Below are 16033 nucleotides of genomic sequence, written 5' to 3'. Positions count from 1 at the left end.
GAATAGCCGGGGCATGCATGGAACTTATGTAAAAGCCCGTCTTCTCCACTTTACCAGATCGGATAATGAAAAGGTAGTCGGTCTTCGAGGTGCTTGTACGCAAAAAATCGCTTTCGCGGCTCCTTCCCCTTCGGGGAAGAAGCGCGAAAGCGACAGGCGCTTTAGCCTCTTTTTCTGCGCGTCATGACGTCGAAGATCACGGCTGCGGCCAACACGCCGCCGCGGATCATGTACTGGTACGAGATGCCGACGCCGAGCAGGTTCATGCCGCTCGACAGCGAGGCCATAACGACGGCGCCGATGATGGAGCCGGTGACTTTGCCGACGCCGCCCGCCGCGGACACGCCGCCGACGTAAGCGGCCGCGATCGCGTCAAGCTCGAACAGCGTTCCCGCCGTCGTCGTGGCGGATTGGAGGCGCGCCGTGTACATGATGCCCGACAGCGCGGACAGCATGCCCATCGACCCGAAGACGATGTAGGTAATTTTCTTGACGTTGATGCCGGTCAGGTGAGCCGCTTCCGGGTTGCTGCCGACCGCGTAGATATGGCGTCCGAGCACGGTCTTGGTCGTCAGGAAGTGGTAGACCGCCACGACGATCAGCGTGATGACGACCGTCCAGGAGAAGCCGTTGTACCCGGCCAGAATCCAGGTCACGTAAGCGATGATCGCGGAGACGAACACCAGCTTGATCGCGAAGATCTGGTTGGAAGGCACTTCGAATTTGTACTTGATTTTCTGGCGGCGCTTGGAGATTTCGGCATAGACGAAATACAGGATGATCAGCGCGCCGAGGATGATCGACAGCACGTTCAGGCCGGCGATATGTCCGAGCGAAGGCAGGAATCCGTTGCCGATCGCGTTGAACGTGTCGTCCTTGACGATGATCGTGCCTGTCTTCTCCGTCACTTGAAGCAGCGCGCCGCGGAAGATCAGCATGGCCGCAAGCGACGAGACGAAGGCCGGAATGCCGATCGACGCGACGAGCACGCCGTTGAACATGCCGATCACGATACCGAGAATCAGGATGATCGGAATGGTGAAGTACACCGGCACGCCGAGCTGCGACAGCATGATGGCCGCGATCGCGCCCATGAAGCCGGCGGCAAAGCCGACCGAAAGGTCGATATGCCGGATGACGATGACGAGCGTCATGCCGACGGCAAGTACCGCGATATAGCCGGTGGCGTCGAGCAGGTTGCTGATGTTCCGGGAAGAGATAAACAACCCGTCGGTCAGAATGGTAAAAGCGAGCATGATGACGAACAAAGCGATATACATGCCGTAATCGCGAATATTTACTTTGAGCAAAGACTTGGCTTCTTGAAAGAAGTTCACGATTTTCCCCTCCTATATGGCGTTGACTGCTACTGCGTCGCAAACTGCATGATTTTCTCCTGGTCGGCTTCTTCGGCCGCGATCTCGCCTTTGATCCGGCCTTCGGCCATGACGTAGATCCGGTCGCTCATGCCGAGCACCTCGCCGAGTTCGGAAGAGATCATGATGATGCTCATGCCCTGGGCGATCAGTTTGTTCATGATGGTATAGATTTCGAACTTGGCGCCGACGTCGATGCCTCGGGTCGGTTCGTCCAGGATGAGCAGCTGCGGGCCGACGAACAGCCATTTGCCGAGCGATACTTTCTGCTGGTTGCCGCCGCTCAGGTTGCCGACGATCTGTTCCACCGAAGGGGCTTTGATATTCATCGAACCTTTGTATTCGTTGGCGACTTTGACTTCTTCGTTGTCGTTGATAACGCCGCCGGGAGAGATGCCTTTGAGATTCGCCGCGCTGACGTTGCTTTTGATGTCCTGCAGCAGGAACAGCCCGTCGCCTTTGCGGTCTTCGGTCACGTAGGCGATGCCCGCCTTGATCGCTTCGCTCGTGTGCCTGAACTTGCTGCGTTTGCCGTCGACGTACAGCTCGCCGTCCAGCTTGTAGTTTCTCGGATTGCCGAAAATGCTGAGCGCGAACTCCGTCCGGCCCGAACCCATGAGGCCCGCGATGCCGACGATTTCGCCTTTTTTCACATAGAGGTCGACGTTCTTGACGAGGTTGCGGCCAAGCGTCGGATCGTAAGCGGTCCAGTTCTTCACTTCGAGAATGTGCTCCCCGAACTTTTTGTCGGGACGCTTCGGATAGATGTCCTCGATATCGCGGCCGACCATGTTCTTGATGATCTGCGCTTCGGTAATTTCGCCTTTGGCAGCGTCCAGCGTGCAGATCGTTTTGCCGTCGCGAATGACCGTCGCCTTGTCGGCGATCGAGATGACTTCTTTGAGCTTGTGCGAGATCATGATGCACGTAATGCCCTGGTTCTTCAGCTCGCGCAGCAGCTGCAGCAGATTCTCGCTGTCGTTCTCGTTCAGCGCCGCCGTCGGTTCGTCCAAAATGAGCAGCTTGACGTCTTTGCTGAGCGTTTTGGCGATTTCGACCAACTGCTGCTTGCCTACGCCGAGATCGCGGATCAGCGTCTCGGGATTGACGTTGAGCTTGACCTTGTCGAGCATTTTGCGCGATTGGATGATCGTCTCGTTCCAGTCGATCACGCCGCCGCGCTTGACCTCGTTACCCGCAAAAATATTCTCGTACACGCTCAGGTCCGGGAACAAAGCAAGCTCCTGATAGATGATCGCGATGCCCGTTTTGACGCTGTCCGTGATTTTGCCGAACTGCTGAACCGTGCCTTCGTAGACGATGTCGCCCTCGTATGTGCCGTACGGATAGACCCCGCTCAACACCTTCATCAACGTCGATTTGCCTGCGCCGTTTTCGCCGACCAGAAAGTGAATTTCGCCTCGTTTGACTTGAAAGTTCACGTCCGAGAGCGCTTTGACGCCCGTAAAGTTTTTGGAAATGCCTCTCATCTCCAAAATGTTGTCGCCCCGGCCTCCGGCTGTCCGGTGTTCTTTTTTATCCAATATATTTCCGCCCATTTCTGTCGCACCCCTTGCTGCCCCGTGTACCGGGAAAGAGGAACGGGGCATCCCCGTCCCTATCCCAGCCGGCTGTTTGCTGTGATCGATCGTCCCTTCGAGAAGGTCCGACCCTTACAGTCCCGTGAAGTCTGCCGCTTTGTAATATTCCGAATCGATCAGTTCTTTTTGCAGATTGGCTTTGTCGACCACGATCACGTCGGTTTGTTTGGCTTTGACGTCCACGTTGCCGTTGTTGTACGAACCGGTCGTCTCCGGCGTTTTGTTGTCCAGTACTTCGACGGCCATGCCCATTGCGTCTTTAACGAGGGTACGTACGTCTTTGAAGACCGTCATGGACTGCTTGCCGTCGATGATGTACTGGATCGAAGCCTGCTCGGCATCCTGGCCGGTAATGACGTAGTTTGTCACCGCGCTGTCGGAACCGAACACGTCGGCGATCGAGCGGGCCGTGCCGTCGTTCGGAGCGAGAATGGCAACGTCGCCTTTCATGTTGGCGGCGGCGGACGTCAGGTGAGTCTGCGCTTTGTTCTTGGCGTCGTTCGGATCCCAGTTGGTTGTAACCTGGCCGATAATGCTGCTCATTTGGTCGCGGGACAGGTCTTTGGTATCTTTGAGTTTCTCGGCTTCCGGCGAGTTCGCGATCATGAACGTGCCGTCCGCGATTTTAGGCTGAAGCACTTCCCATGCGCCCTGGAAGAACAGGAACGCGTTGTTGTCCGTTGCCGCACCGGCGTACAGATACAGCGGTTGGCCTTTGCCCGTGCCATTGTCGATCAGGTACTGCGCCTGGGCCGCGCCGACCGCGAGGCTGTCGAACGTGACGTAGTAGTCGACGGCGTCCGTGCTTGTGATCAGACGGTCGTAAGCGATGACGGTCACGCCGTCTTTTTTGGCCGCTTCTACCGCTGCCGCTGCGGCGTCGCCGTCCTGCGGGCAGATGATCAGCACTTTGATGCCTTTGTTGAGCAGCGTTTCCACGTTTTCTTTTTCTTTCGCGGAAGAACCCTGGCTGAACAAAATTTCGGTCGTGTACTTCGTGCCGGACAGCGCGTCCTTGAAGCGCTGCTCGTCCTGCACCCATCTCGGCTCATCCTTCGTCGGGAGTACGATGCCGACGCTGACACTTCCTCCGCTGCCCGACGTTCCGCCGTTGCCGCATGCCGTGGCTACGATCGAGAATACGACGACCGCAATCAGAAGCACAATCCCCTTAACCTGCTTTTTCAAATGAACGAACCCCTTTCGGTTTGTCTGGTGTGTTGTTGATTTCCTCTGGCAAGATCAAATATAGCACCGCCCGGGATGCGTGTAAGCGCTTATCATTAGCACTCTTTTGCGACTGTCTGTACTTTTTTAAGGCCGGACGGTAAGCGCTTGCAAAAAAGTGCGGAGAGGGAGGTTATGAGGGCGATGGATTGAGAGGAAGGATTGAGAGGGAAGGATTGAGAGGAAAGATTGAGGGGGAAGGGCTTGTCGGGGAAAAAGGATGGTGGGGAAAGGGGCTGGTAGATGGGGACTCCGCTGCTCGCGAGGGCGCAGGCTCAATTCAAGAGCAATTCAGGCAAAATTCAGAGCAATTCAGGAGCGATTCAGGAGCGATTCAGGAGCGATTCAGGAGAAATTCAGGAGCAATTCAGGAGCAATTCAGGAGCGATTCAGGAGCGATTCAGGAGGAATTCAGGAGGAATTCAGAGCAATTTAGATAAATTTAGATCAATTCAGATCAATTCATATAAATCCAGAGCAATTCAGGAGCAATTCAGGAGCAATTCAGGCGCAATTAAATGCGAGAATACAACTATTTAAGCGCAAACCGGTGGTTTTATTGAAATAAGTGCGAGGGAACGCTTATTTGGGGGTTAGGTATCTGTTTGTATCGAAAAGGAGCGGTTTAGGTGTATTTGCGCACTTATTTGATTCGAAGACGGGTTAGATTACGAAATAACTGTATGTGAGCACTTATTCCTTGAGTGACTGGGGTGACTGGGGTGACTGGGGTGACTAAGGTTGCTCGGATGACTTGATTGACTTGAATTTTTCGAAAAAAGAGACGACAGGCGCGGTATGGACACGCAAGCGGTAAAAGGTTCCCGCCGCCTGTCCATATCGTGCGCCTGTCGTCTCTCTCGCTGATGAGTCTGCGCGAGCTGTTATCCTCGCTCATACGCCTGCGCGTGCTGCTATACTTGCGCCTGCCTCTACCGCTACCTCTACCTCTATAGTCCAAACAGGTCGCCGCGTTTGGGCAGCGCCCGCGTCTGCCTTCGCAAGCCAAGCCTGCCTATTCGCATGCCCCACGTGACGCGCATGCCCACTTGACGCGAATGCCGCGAATACCCGTATGCTCGTATGCCTCGCCTGCCTGCCCGCCGGCCGCGCAGCCCCGCTGCCGGTCGTCCGCCTCATTCGCCGCCGGCCGCGCCGTACACGTCTTCCCGCGAATGAAAACCGTCCGCGATCACCGTCTCGTCCAGGTTGGAGGCGTCGACCGCGATCGGCGACAGCAGGATCGACGGCACTTCGATCTTGCCGTTGTTGACGCGGCGGGTCGCGCCGGCCGGATCGCCGTTCGCGAGCGCGACGGCCAGCCGCGCCGTATCTTCCGCGAGGCGGCCGATCGGCTTGTAGACGGTCATCGTCTGCGTACCGGCCGCGATGCGGCGCATCGCCGCGACGTCGGCGTCCTGGCCCGCGACCGGAATACGGCCCGCCAGGCCGTATTCCTCAAGCGCCTGCAGGGCGCCGCCGGCCGTCGCGTCGTTGGCGACGATGACGGCGTCGATGCCGTCCGCGCCGTTGGCGCGAAGCGCTTCGCGCATATTGTCCAGCGCCTGCATCGGCTTCCAGTCTTTCGACCATTGGTCGTAGACGACGCGGATATCGCCGCGGCTGATCAACGGCTGCAGCACTTCGAACGCGCCGTCTTTGAACTGATGCGCATTGTTGTCGGTATCGGCGCCGCCGATATAGACGTAATTGCCTTTGGGCACAAGCTTGACGAGTGCCTGCGCCTGAAGCCGTCCGACTTCGACATTGTCGAACGAGACGTACAGATCGACGTCCGCGTTCGTGATCAGACGGTCGTAGGACAGCACTTTGATGCCCGCTTTGTGCGCTTTGCTCACAATGGCGGCGGTCGATTCGGCGTTGTGCGGGACGACGACCAGTACGTCGACGCCTTCGCTGATCATCGCTTCGGCCTGGGCGACCTGCCTCGCGTCGTCGCCGGCCGCCGACTTCACCTTGACGTCGGCTCCGAGCTTGGCGGCCGCCGCGACGAACAGGTCGCGATCTTTTTTCCAACGCTCTTCGAGCAGCGTATCCATCGCGAAGCCGATCGTGAGGCGCTTCTCGCCGCTTACGGCGTCCGGTTCGGTCCGGACCGCCCCCGGGTCGCCGTCCGCGGCGGCCGGCACGGCCGAAGCTTCGGCCGGATCGCCCGCAGCTTGCGAGGCGCCCGCCGGATCGTCCGGGCCGCCTGCGCTGCCCGCGCCCTTGTCCGCGCCGTCTGCCGCGGCGCCGGACTCTGCCGGCTGCGGCTGCGCCGAAGCCGCCGGGGCGACGGCCTCGCCGCCTGCCCGCGCGGGCGGCGCGTCCTGCGCGCCCGAGCAGGCCGCAAGCGCGATGAGCAGCATCAGCAGCGCGAACGCGGCAATCCGGCGCAGGCGAACCGCCGGAACCGTCGGCTGCATGCTTCGCCGATGCACCGCACTCTTTTTCCCGGCCGCTCGTTCGTCCCGGTCTCGGCCGCTCTCCGGTCCCTGCTCAAATCCGCTTTCCTTCGGCATCCGTTCGCTTCGTTCCGAACTTTCCCCCGCCGTCCGTTCGCCTCGTTCCAAGCTTTTCCTGCTGCCCGCGCTGACCACCCTGCCCGCGCTCTCCCCGCTCATACCCCACCGCCCAGCAGCGCTTTGCGGTATTCGGTCGGCGAGAGGTCGCACGTTTTTTTGAACACTTTGCTGAAATAGTTCGGATCGTGGTAGCCGACTTCGAACGTGATTTCCTTGAGGCTGCGGGCCGGGTCGCTCATAAGCTTCTTCGCTTTGTCGATCCGGCATTGGGTCAGGAAGTCGATATAGTTGACGCCGACCTGCTCCTTGAACAGCTTGCTGATATAAAAAGGGCTCAGTTCGAACTTCTCGCCGATCGATTCGAGCGAAATGTCTTCGTGCGAGCGTTCGGCGATGTACTGCTTGATCCGCCGCACCGTATCGGGCTTGATCCGATCCAAATGCTCCGCGTACGCTTCGTTGATCCGGTCGAGGATCGCGCCGGTCTCGGCGCGCAGCTGGCGGTAATCCTGCGCCTGGAACGAAAACGTCGGCGTATCGATCTCCACGCCCATCTCCGCCAGTACCCGCAGCGCGACCCACAGCCGCTCCAGCACGCGCTGCTGCGCCTGCAGCCGGTCCGCGCCTTCGCTCTCGCAGCGGCGCAGGAAATCGAGCGTCTCCGTGCGGATACCGTCCCAGTCGCCGATCCGGATCTGCTCGAAGAAATGCTGCTCCCAGCGCTTGTCGGGGTAATCGAGCACGGAATCCGCGCCGCCGCTCTCCGGCTTATCCGTATAGAGCCGGTAGCGCACCGGCTGCTTCGGATCGGGCGTCGCGAGCAGCGCTTCGCGGTAAGACTGCCGCACCTGCGACAGCGAAGCGCAGACGCTGCCGACGCCGACGAACCATTCGTCGCTCGAACCCGAATGTTTGCTCCCCGCGTCCAGCAGCCCGCGCGCAAGATCCGACGCCTGCACCCGGAACGACCGGCTGCGGTCGCGGAACGCGATGACCGGAATCTGCCGGCCGTACAAAGCGCCGACCCAACCGGCCGCTTCGCGCCGCACGAGGTCGCGGATCGCGCCGTAGGCGCTTTCGGCTCCCGCCGGCACGAGCACCGACAGCGCGAACGTCTCGCTGCCGCCGTCCGCGCCGAGCCACGCCACCAGCTCGTCCGAATGGACCTCGTGCACGTGGTCGAACAGCAGCTGCGTCACGATGTCCGTCTCGATCACGGGCATGACCCGCTCCAGCGCGTCTTCGCGCAGCCGGCTTCGCTCGCGCTTCTCGTTCTCTTCCGCGATCTGCTCCAGCACGCGGCCGACCGTTTTGTGGATCTCGCCCGCTTTGCTCGGCTTGAGCAGATAATCTTTGACCCCGAGCTTGAGCGCCCGGCGGGCATAATCGAACGTATCGTACGCGGTGACCATGACGATCTTGATCTCGGGATATTTTTCGCCGATGATCTCGGTCGCTTCCAGCCCGTCCATCCCCGGCATTTTGATATCCATCAGAATCAGGTCCGGGCGGAACGTCTCTGTCAATTCGACTGCCAGCCTGCCGTTTTTCGCCTGTTCAATCTCAAGTTCCGGGAATCCTTTTTGCAAAATGGCCTGCAGTCCTTCCCGCCCGACCTGCTCGTCATCCACGATCAGCAATCTTGTCATAGGTGTCGCTTCTCCTTATTTTCGGTAATTTGAGCTTGACCCGCACGCCGCCGTCTTCGCCGCTTCGGATCTCGATCACGTCCGTCACCCCGTAGAACAGCCGCAGCCGCCGCACGACGTTGCCGAAGCCGATCCCTGTCGAATGGCCTTCCGGCTGCATTTCGCGTTCTTCGAGAATGCCGCGGATTTTGTCTTCGCTCATGCCCGGCCCGTCGTCCGCGATCTCCACCGTGACGACGTCGCCTTCCGCCGCAATCGTCACCGTAATCGTACCTCCGCTCTCCGACGGCTCGATCGCGTGGATGACCGCATTTTCCACGATCGGCTGCAGGGTCAGACCCGGCATCTGCACCGACAGGCAGCTCTCGTCGATCTCGGTCACGAGCGTCAGCCGCTCCGTGAAGCGCGCCGACTGGATCTCCATGTACTGGCGCATGACGCGCACTTCGTCGTACAGCGTCACCGCCCGGTCGAGCCGCTTGAGGTTGTAGCGCAGCAGCCCGGCCACGCTCACCAGCAGGTCGCTCGTCTCCTCGGCCCCTTCCAGAAAAGCTTTTTTGGACAGCGTATCGAGGATATTGAACAGAAAATGCGGATTGATCTGGCTCTGCAGACTGCGCAGCTGACTCTCCTGCAGCAGCAGGCGGCTCTGCTGAAGTTCGCTTTCGAGCCGCGCTTTTTCCCGGATCTCGAGGATCAGGTTGTTGATATTGACCCGCATCCGTTCGAACGTCGTCGCCAGAAAATAAATCTCGTCCCGCGAAGTGACCGTAATCTGCCGCTCGAACCGCCCTTTGGCCAGCTCCTGCGCCGCTTTGGTGAGCTGCTGGACCGGCCTCGTGATGCTGAGCGAGAACCAGTACGTGAACAGCAGCAGCCCGAACGTGATCGCGAGCAGAATCCAGATGCCGAGCTTCTTGAGTTCTTCGGCCTGTTCGATAATGCTGCGGTAAAAGCGGTCGTACGTGTTCAGCTCGATATCGATCAGCTGCAGCGTCATCTCGGAGATGTAGCGGGAGATACGCGTCGCTTCCGCGAACGCCCGCGTCGACTCCTCGTTTTCGCGTTCCGACTTGAACATGACCGAACGGTCCGTCGTCTCGACCAGGCTGTCGATCAGGTTCATGTAACTGGTGAGTGCAAAATCGTTCTCCCCGTTGCGCAGCCGCCCGACGGAACTGCGCGCCTGCTTCAGCTGCTGCTCGCTGCGGCGCAGGCTGCTGAGATTGCCTTCGGTCGGCGTCAGCAGGTAAATATTGAGCGAATTGACCGTCTGGCTGCTCGTCGTCGTCACTTCGTTCATGTACAGATAGCGCTGCAAAATATCGTTGTATTGATCCTGCGTCTTCTGGTTGTAGTACGTCAGCATGATCCAGATCGAAGCCATAATAAACATGACGAGGGCGGTCAGCGTCCAGATTTTGCGTTGAATGCCGATCATGGCGCCTCCTCCGTCGTCAGCAGCCGGATATCGGTCAGATACCCTTCGACATCCAGCGGAACCGTCTCGCCGTTCAGCCAGCGCGTCATCATCCGCACGCCCGTCTCGCCCATCTCGCCCGGCGACTGCTCGACGATCGCGTCCAGCTTGCCCTGGCGCAGCAGCGGCAAAATGGTCGGATGGTCATCGAACGAATAAATATGATACGGAGCGATCTGCGACCGCCGCCCGATCTCCTGCACCATAGCGGCGGTCAGATTGGCGTCGATCGAGATGAAGGCGTTTACATCGGGAAAACGATTCATCACGTCCTGCGTCGCCGCGGAGACGTTCACTTCGTCGTCGGACGTCTTGACGTATTCGACGCGAATGTCCTTGTAACGCTCCAGCACGCCGCGCACGCCTTCGAGGCGCCGGCGCTGGTCGTACTCTTCGCGGTCGTCGCCGATCAGCACGACCCGCCCTGTTTCGCCCATATCGTTCACGAGGCGTTCCCCGATCATCCGGCCGGCGGCGAACGCGTCGGAACCGACGTACGTTTTGCGCATGCTTTCGGACATCGGCACGTCGCTTGCGACCGTAATGATCGGAATCCCGGAAAAAGCCGCTTTGACCTTCGTCAGGTTATCGAACCGGTCTTCGTCCATGCCCTGCACGATGATGCCGTCCACTTTGGCGTCGATCGCGATCTCAAGCTGCTTGAGAAAATCTTCGCGATCTTCCCCGTACGTGCCCCAGACTTCCAGATTCGCCCCGATCCGCCGCGCTTCGGCTTCCGCTCCTTCACCGACCTTGTTCCAAAAAGGTGTCCCCAAATCCTGCGTAATAAGCACGAGCCGGTAACGGTCCGTCTGCGAATCCTGCGGCTGCGGCGGCTGCCAGGCGGACTGCACGAAGCGGATCGCCGAAATCATCGTGAAAAATAAAAACACGGCACAGATCGAACCGAGTGCCAGGCTGATCGTCTTATGCAAACCGCCATCCCTCTTCCCTGCGTAAGGATACTTAAAGCATAACATTTTTTTCCAGTCTCAAGGTGTAAAAAGTGCGTCCCGAATCAGGCTGAAATCGCGAAAGAAGTCCAAATCCAGTTTTTCTACTGTAGCAAATCGTCCGTCGTCTGGGTAGCACTTTTTTACAAAGCAGCCTATGAAACGGTTTACACATCGCGTTTCGCCGTTTTGCCGCAGGGGTAAGGAGCAGCAACGCCCGGACATCCTGTCCGGTCCCAACTTCCAAGGAGGAATCTTTCACATGGCAAAAAAACCTCTCGGCAAAAAGCATCTCGCGGCTTCGTTCGTATGCGGCGCCGTCTTGTTCTCGGGCCTGACCGCCGGAGCGGCCGGCACGTCCGTGTCGGCTGTCGTCTCGAACGTCTCGTTCTTCGCGTTCGGCGAACGCCAGCAGGCTCCGGCGCCGACCGGCCTCAGCGGCTCGAAGTCTCCGGCCGCCCTGAACTACGACGGCACGACGTACGTGCCGGTACGCGCGGTCGGCGATATGCTCGACGTGCCCGTCTACTGGGACGCGGCGAACCAGGCGATCTCGACCGGCTCCGCCAAAACGATCGTCAAAAACGCCGACGGCAAAGTCCACGGCAGCGTCGACCTGACGGAAGAAAAAGGCGGCGTCCGCGTCAAAGTCAGCCTGACCGGCCTGCCTCCGGGCGCGCACGGTATCCACGTGCACCAGATGCCGGTCAAAAACAACGATTTCGCGACCGCTCTCGGCCACTTCAACCCGACCAGCCACGAACACGGCCATCATAATCCGAAAGGCGCCCACGTCGGCGACTTCGAGAAAAACCTGACCGTCGCCGCCAACGGCAAAGCCGTGCAGGAATTTTTCCTCGAAGGCGCCAACCTCCGGCCGGACAGCGCCATGTCCGTCGCCGGCCGCTCGATCATCATCCACGCCGGCCCGGACGACCAGAAAACCGATCCGTCCGGCGACTCCGGAGACCGGATCGCGGGCGGAAACGTGCCGAAATAATGATCTTCGGCTGACGTTTCGCGCCTTGGCGGAGATGTGCCGAAATAATGATTTTCGGCCTCGTTTCGCGCCTTGGCGGGAACGTGCCGAAATGATCGGCTTCGCTTCGGGGGCGTTTCGCGATCTAGCGGAGACGCGCTTTGGCGGAGATGAGCCGAAGTTACACTTTTGGGCTTCATTTCGTGCCCTGCCGGTGACGTCTCCAACTAATCGGCTTCGCTTCGGCAGACGTTCCGCTTTTCCGCTCAAAATAAGTGTCTAAAAGCTCTTATTTGCCCACAAAACGACGCCATTTTACGAATAACTGCCTGAATACATCTATTTGCTCTTTTTTCGCTTGGGTAAGGTGAAAAAGAGACAATTAAGTGTATTCTCGCAGTTATTTTCATATATGCTCCGAAATAGTGCGGATTATCTGTACTTCTGCACTTATTCGGCGTATTTCCCTCGTGCGTTCGAAAGAATCGTCTCGCGCGGAACGTATAGTAGAACGTATGGCAGAGGGCAGATGTGTTAGGCGATTGCTGTCCGGTTGCCCGATGGCTGTCTGATGGCTGTCTGGTTCCGCTCACGCTGTCCGAACGGCTCGCGGCTCGCATCGCTCGTCCCGCGCCGCGCGACCCGCCCAGTGAGGGGGGAATCGAACAATCCAAAAAAGGCCCCGATTCTCTACGCGAGAATCGGGGCCTTTTCAACATGGAATTTTCCCTATGAGACTTTTCGTACAGCCTGCCGCTGCCGATAATCGCAGCCGCGCTCTACTCCGACATCGGCCGGTTCATCTGCCTTTCTTTTGTCGTGTGCCGACTGATCTGCCTTTTTACTTTCCCGCGTGCCGGACGGTCCGGCCTACCGCCCCGTCTGTCCGTACCGCATCCAGTGCGCTTCGATCTCGGCCAGGATCGTGGCGGATTCGCGGCCGAAGCCCTGCATCGGGATGTTGACCGGCATCGAGACGAGGCCGCGGTTGGCTCGCATCAGGCCGCGCATGAAGCCGCTGCGCTGCGCCGAAAATTCGCGGGCATCGTACAGGTCGATCCCGATGTACGGCTGGCCCATCAGCGCGTACGGCTCGATTCGGCTGATGTCGCTCCAGGCGACGAAGCCCGCGCTGGCCGCCGCTACCCGGTCGTGCAGGCCGTTCTCGTCCAGCGTCAGCACCGGAGACAGCCGGAACGCACGTCTCACGCCGAAGCCCAATCCGGCTGCGCCCATCAGCAGCGACAGCAATCCCATCACGCCGCCGAACAGGGACGCGTCTTCCCCTTCCCCGAAACCGAGCACCGTCAGGTACATCCCGGCCACCACGAACAGCAGACCGAACAGCGCGATTTGCAGCGCTTTGCCCCGTTTGTGATAAAAATGCAGCGGCGTTTCGGACAGACTTCCCATCATTTCGTTCATATTCTGACTTCCCTTCCTGAATAGGTACGGGACTTCTCTTGCAGATACAGATGACTTCCAGAAGAGGATCGTCCTGCCTTTTCGAATCCTGTTTCTCTACGTGCCTATTCGCTTTAGAGATTCATTTTTTTGCCGCCGCAACGAAAAAACGCTCCGTCCGCAGCGCTTCTTGCGAAGCTTGCCGCGGAGGAACGTTCGTTCATTCCGGTGTTACGCCTGTTCGGTTCGATCTCTGCAACCGGATCTTCGAAGCCTGCCGCTCGATTTTATTTCAGCAGTCCTTTGCCGGTCAGGAATTCGCGGGCTACTTCTTCCGCCGAACGTCCTTCCGCGTTGACCGCGTAGTTCATCTTGCGCATCTCGTCGTCCGTGATCTGCCCGGCCAGAACGTTCAGCGCGTCGGCCAGTTCCGGATGCTCGTCGAGCGTGCTCTGAAGCATGAGCGGCGCGCCCTGATACGGCGGGAACAAGCCTTTGTCGTCTTCGAGCACGGTCAGGTCGTATTCGGCCAGTTCGCTGTCGGTCGAATACGCGTCGAGCAGGTCGATATCGCCGCTCTCGATCGCCTGGTAGCGCAGCTTCGGTTCCATCGTGAACACGGTATGGAAGTCGATGCCGTACAATTTCTGAATGCCCAGATAGCCGTCTTCGCGATCGGAAAATTCCAGCGTGAAGCCGGCTTCCAGATTGTTCTCCAGCGGCTTGAGGTCGGAGATCGACTTCACTTCGTATTGGTCGGCCAGCTTTTTCGACATGGCCAGCGCGTACGTGTTGTTGTACGCCATCGGTTCGAGCATGGCCATATTGAACTGGCTCTTCATGCCGTCCCGCGCTTGGGCGTACACTTCGGCGGCGTCGGTGCTGACGGCCGTCGTCTTCATGAATTCGCTGATCGCCGTGCCGGTGAACTCCGGGTACACGTCGACGTCGCCGCTCTGCAGCGCCGCGAAGACGAACGACGTCTTGCCGAGGCCCGGCTTCAATTCCACGTCCAGGTCGGTATCCTGTTCGATCAATTCCTTGTACATATTGATCAGGATTTCCGGTTCCGCGCCGAGCTTGCCGGCGATGACCAGATCGGCTTTATTGGACTGGCCGACGAGCGGGATGATCAGGAAAGCGGCGATTACGAACGCGAACCCGCCCAGCGCCGCGAGCGAACGCTTCAGCGACAGCTTCTGCAGGAAGCGCAGCGCCAGATCGAACACGATCGCAAGCAAAGCGGCGGGAATCGCGCCGAGCAGAATCAGGTTCGTGTCGTTGCGGTCGATCCCGAGCAGGATCAGCTCGCCGAGACCGCCGCCGCCGATCAGGGCGGCAAGCGTTGCCGTGCCGATGATCAGCACGGTCGCCGTGCGGATACCGGCCATGATGACGGGCATCGCGAGCGGCAGCTCGACCTTGACCAGGCGGCGCCGGCGATTCATGCCCATCGCGTCGGCCGCTTCGAGCAGCGAAGGATCGACGCCGCGTACGCCGGTATACGTATTGCGCAGAATCGGCAGCAGCGCGTAGATGACGAGCGCGACGACGGCCGGCACGCGGCCGATGCCGAGCAGCGGGATCATCAAGCCGAGCAGCGCAAGCGACGGAATCGTCTGCAAGACGGCGGTTACGCCGATGATGCCTTCCGCGCCGCGCGGTCGTCTGGCGAGCATCAGGCCGAGCGGAACGGAGATCAGCGCGGCGATGAGCAGCGAGATGAACGACAGCGTAATATGCTCGCCAAGCGTCGTCCAGAGCTGCTCCTGCCGCTGGGCAAACACGTCGAAGAACGTATTCATTCGGCGCCGCCCCCTTCCTCGATCTCACGGGCGATCCGCTTGAGCGTCCGTTCGCGTTCGAGCAGTCCGATCACGACGTCGCCCCGGCGCACGATCAGCCGCTCTTCCGCCGCGAGATGCCAGAGCAGCTCGCCGAGCCGGGTATCGGCGCCGATCGTGACCGCGCCGTTCGTCGCCAACTGCTGATCGGGCGTCATCGGCTCGATCAGGTCTTCGGCGGTCAGCGGCACGTCCGGGCCGTATCCCGACCCGCCGACCGCCGCGTCGCCCAGAAATTCGCGGACGAAATCGTTCGCGGGCACATGCAGAATATCGTCGGGCGTACCGATCTGTACGATTTGGCCTCCGTTCATCACGCAGATGCGGTCACCCAGCTTGAGCGCTTCGCGCATGTCGTGCGTGACGAAGACGATCGTCTTGCGGATCGTGCGCTGGAGTTCCAGCAGGTCGTTCTGCAGTTTCTCCCGCGTGACCGGATCGAGCGCGCTGAACGGCTCGTCCATCAGCAGAATGTCGGGATCGGCCGCAAGCGCGCGCACGACGCCGACCCGCTGCTGCTGGCCGCCGGACAGTTCGGACGGGCGCTTGCCGCGGTAGACGGCCGGATCGAGGCCGACCATATGCAGCAGCCGATCGATCGTCTTGTCGATTTCCGCTTTCGGTTTCTTCATTAGTTCAGGCACGATCGCCACGTTTTCCGCGACGGTCATATGCGGGAAAAGCGCGATCTGCTGCAGCACGTAACCGATGTTCCAACGCAGTTCGTTCAGCTTGTAATCGTCCATCGAACGTCCGTCGATCGCGATGCGTCCTTCGCTCGCTTCGATCAGCCGGTTGATCATCTTGAGCACCGTCGTTTTGCCGCAGCCGCTGGGACCGATCAGGACGAAAAATTCGCCTTTTTGCACTTCAAAAGATAATTCGGCGGCCGCTTTGCGTCCGTCGCCATAAACCTTGCTCACTTCTTCAAATAGGATCATAGTTTTCTCCCGGGTGATTGTCATAGAATTCGGCTCCCGGCAATGCGTGGGCAA

General features: G+C 59.4%; 11 protein-coding genes. 1 reads left to right on the top strand and 10 read right to left on the bottom strand.

What is annotated here, in order from left to right; genetic code table 11:
• Nucleotides 1-161: 161 nt before the first annotated feature.
• From FFV09_RS15770 to FFV09_RS15740, 7 genes are all read right to left on the bottom strand, one after another.
• Nucleotides 162-1337 carry a sugar ABC transporter permease gene (locus FFV09_RS15770; RefSeq protein WP_141448717.1) on the bottom strand — a complete coding sequence of 392 codons (1176 nt, stop codon included), beginning with the start codon at nucleotides 1335-1337 and terminating at the stop codon, nucleotides 162-164.
• 29 nt (nucleotides 1338-1366) lie between these two features.
• Nucleotides 1367-2935: a sugar ABC transporter ATP-binding protein gene (locus tag FFV09_RS15765; RefSeq protein ID WP_141448716.1), complete on the bottom strand. Its 1569-nt coding sequence runs from the start codon at nucleotides 2933-2935 to the stop codon at nucleotides 1367-1369.
• A gap of 114 nt (nucleotides 2936-3049) precedes the next feature.
• Entirely contained in the window at nucleotides 3050-4165 is a 1116-nt protein-coding gene (locus tag FFV09_RS15760; protein ID WP_141448715.1) for a sugar ABC transporter substrate-binding protein, read from the bottom strand.
• A gap of 1175 nt (nucleotides 4166-5340) precedes the next feature.
• Nucleotides 5341-6354: a sugar ABC transporter substrate-binding protein gene (locus tag FFV09_RS15755; protein WP_425472322.1), complete on the bottom strand. Its 1014-nt coding sequence runs from the start codon at nucleotides 6352-6354 to the stop codon at nucleotides 5341-5343.
• A gap of 470 nt (nucleotides 6355-6824) precedes the next feature.
• Complete coding sequence (locus tag FFV09_RS15750) at nucleotides 6825-8378, bottom strand: response regulator (protein WP_141448714.1); 1554 nt, start codon at nucleotides 8376-8378, stop codon at nucleotides 6825-6827.
• Nucleotides 8353-9819: a sensor histidine kinase gene (locus tag FFV09_RS15745; protein WP_141448713.1), complete on the bottom strand. Its 1467-nt coding sequence runs from the start codon at nucleotides 9817-9819 to the stop codon at nucleotides 8353-8355. The genes FFV09_RS15750 and FFV09_RS15745 overlap by 26 nt, the downstream gene beginning before the upstream one ends.
• Nucleotides 9816-10793: a sugar ABC transporter substrate-binding protein gene (locus tag FFV09_RS15740; RefSeq protein ID WP_141448712.1), complete on the bottom strand. Its 978-nt coding sequence runs from the start codon at nucleotides 10791-10793 to the stop codon at nucleotides 9816-9818. Before FFV09_RS15740 ends, FFV09_RS15745 begins: the two co-directional genes overlap by 4 nt.
• Nucleotides 10794-11073: 280 nt before the next feature.
• On the opposite strand from FFV09_RS15740, the gene FFV09_RS15735 reads away from it, so the two are divergent.
• The gene (locus tag FFV09_RS15735; protein ID WP_141448711.1) at nucleotides 11074-11811 is read left to right on the top strand and encodes a superoxide dismutase family protein; all 738 of its coding nucleotides are present in this window, start codon (nucleotides 11074-11076) and stop codon (nucleotides 11809-11811) included.
• A gap of 849 nt (nucleotides 11812-12660) precedes the next feature.
• Here FFV09_RS15735 and FFV09_RS15730 read toward each other — a convergent pair.
• The 3 genes from FFV09_RS15730 to FFV09_RS15720 form a co-directional block, all read right to left on the bottom strand.
• The gene (locus FFV09_RS15730; protein WP_141448710.1) at nucleotides 12661-13215 is read right to left on the bottom strand and encodes an STM3941 family protein; all 555 of its coding nucleotides are present in this window, start codon (nucleotides 13213-13215) and stop codon (nucleotides 12661-12663) included.
• Nucleotides 13216-13481: 266 nt separating this feature from the next.
• Nucleotides 13482-14999 carry an ABC transporter permease/substrate-binding protein gene (locus tag FFV09_RS15725; RefSeq protein ID WP_141448709.1) on the bottom strand — a complete coding sequence of 506 codons (1518 nt, stop codon included), beginning with the start codon at nucleotides 14997-14999 and terminating at the stop codon, nucleotides 13482-13484.
• Nucleotides 14996-15979, bottom strand: coding sequence for an ABC transporter ATP-binding protein (locus FFV09_RS15720; protein ID WP_141448708.1), 984 nt, complete (start codon nucleotides 15977-15979; stop codon nucleotides 14996-14998). The genes FFV09_RS15725 and FFV09_RS15720 overlap by 4 nt, the downstream gene beginning before the upstream one ends.
• Between the last annotated feature and the right edge of the window lie 54 nt (nucleotides 15980-16033).

Source organism: Saccharibacillus brassicae (assembly GCF_006542275.1).
In the GTDB taxonomy this organism is placed as follows: domain Bacteria; phylum Bacillota; class Bacilli; order Paenibacillales; family Paenibacillaceae; genus Saccharibacillus; species Saccharibacillus brassicae.
Note: the sequence above shows the minus strand (reverse complement) of the source record. Positions and strands in the feature narration are given on the sequence as shown.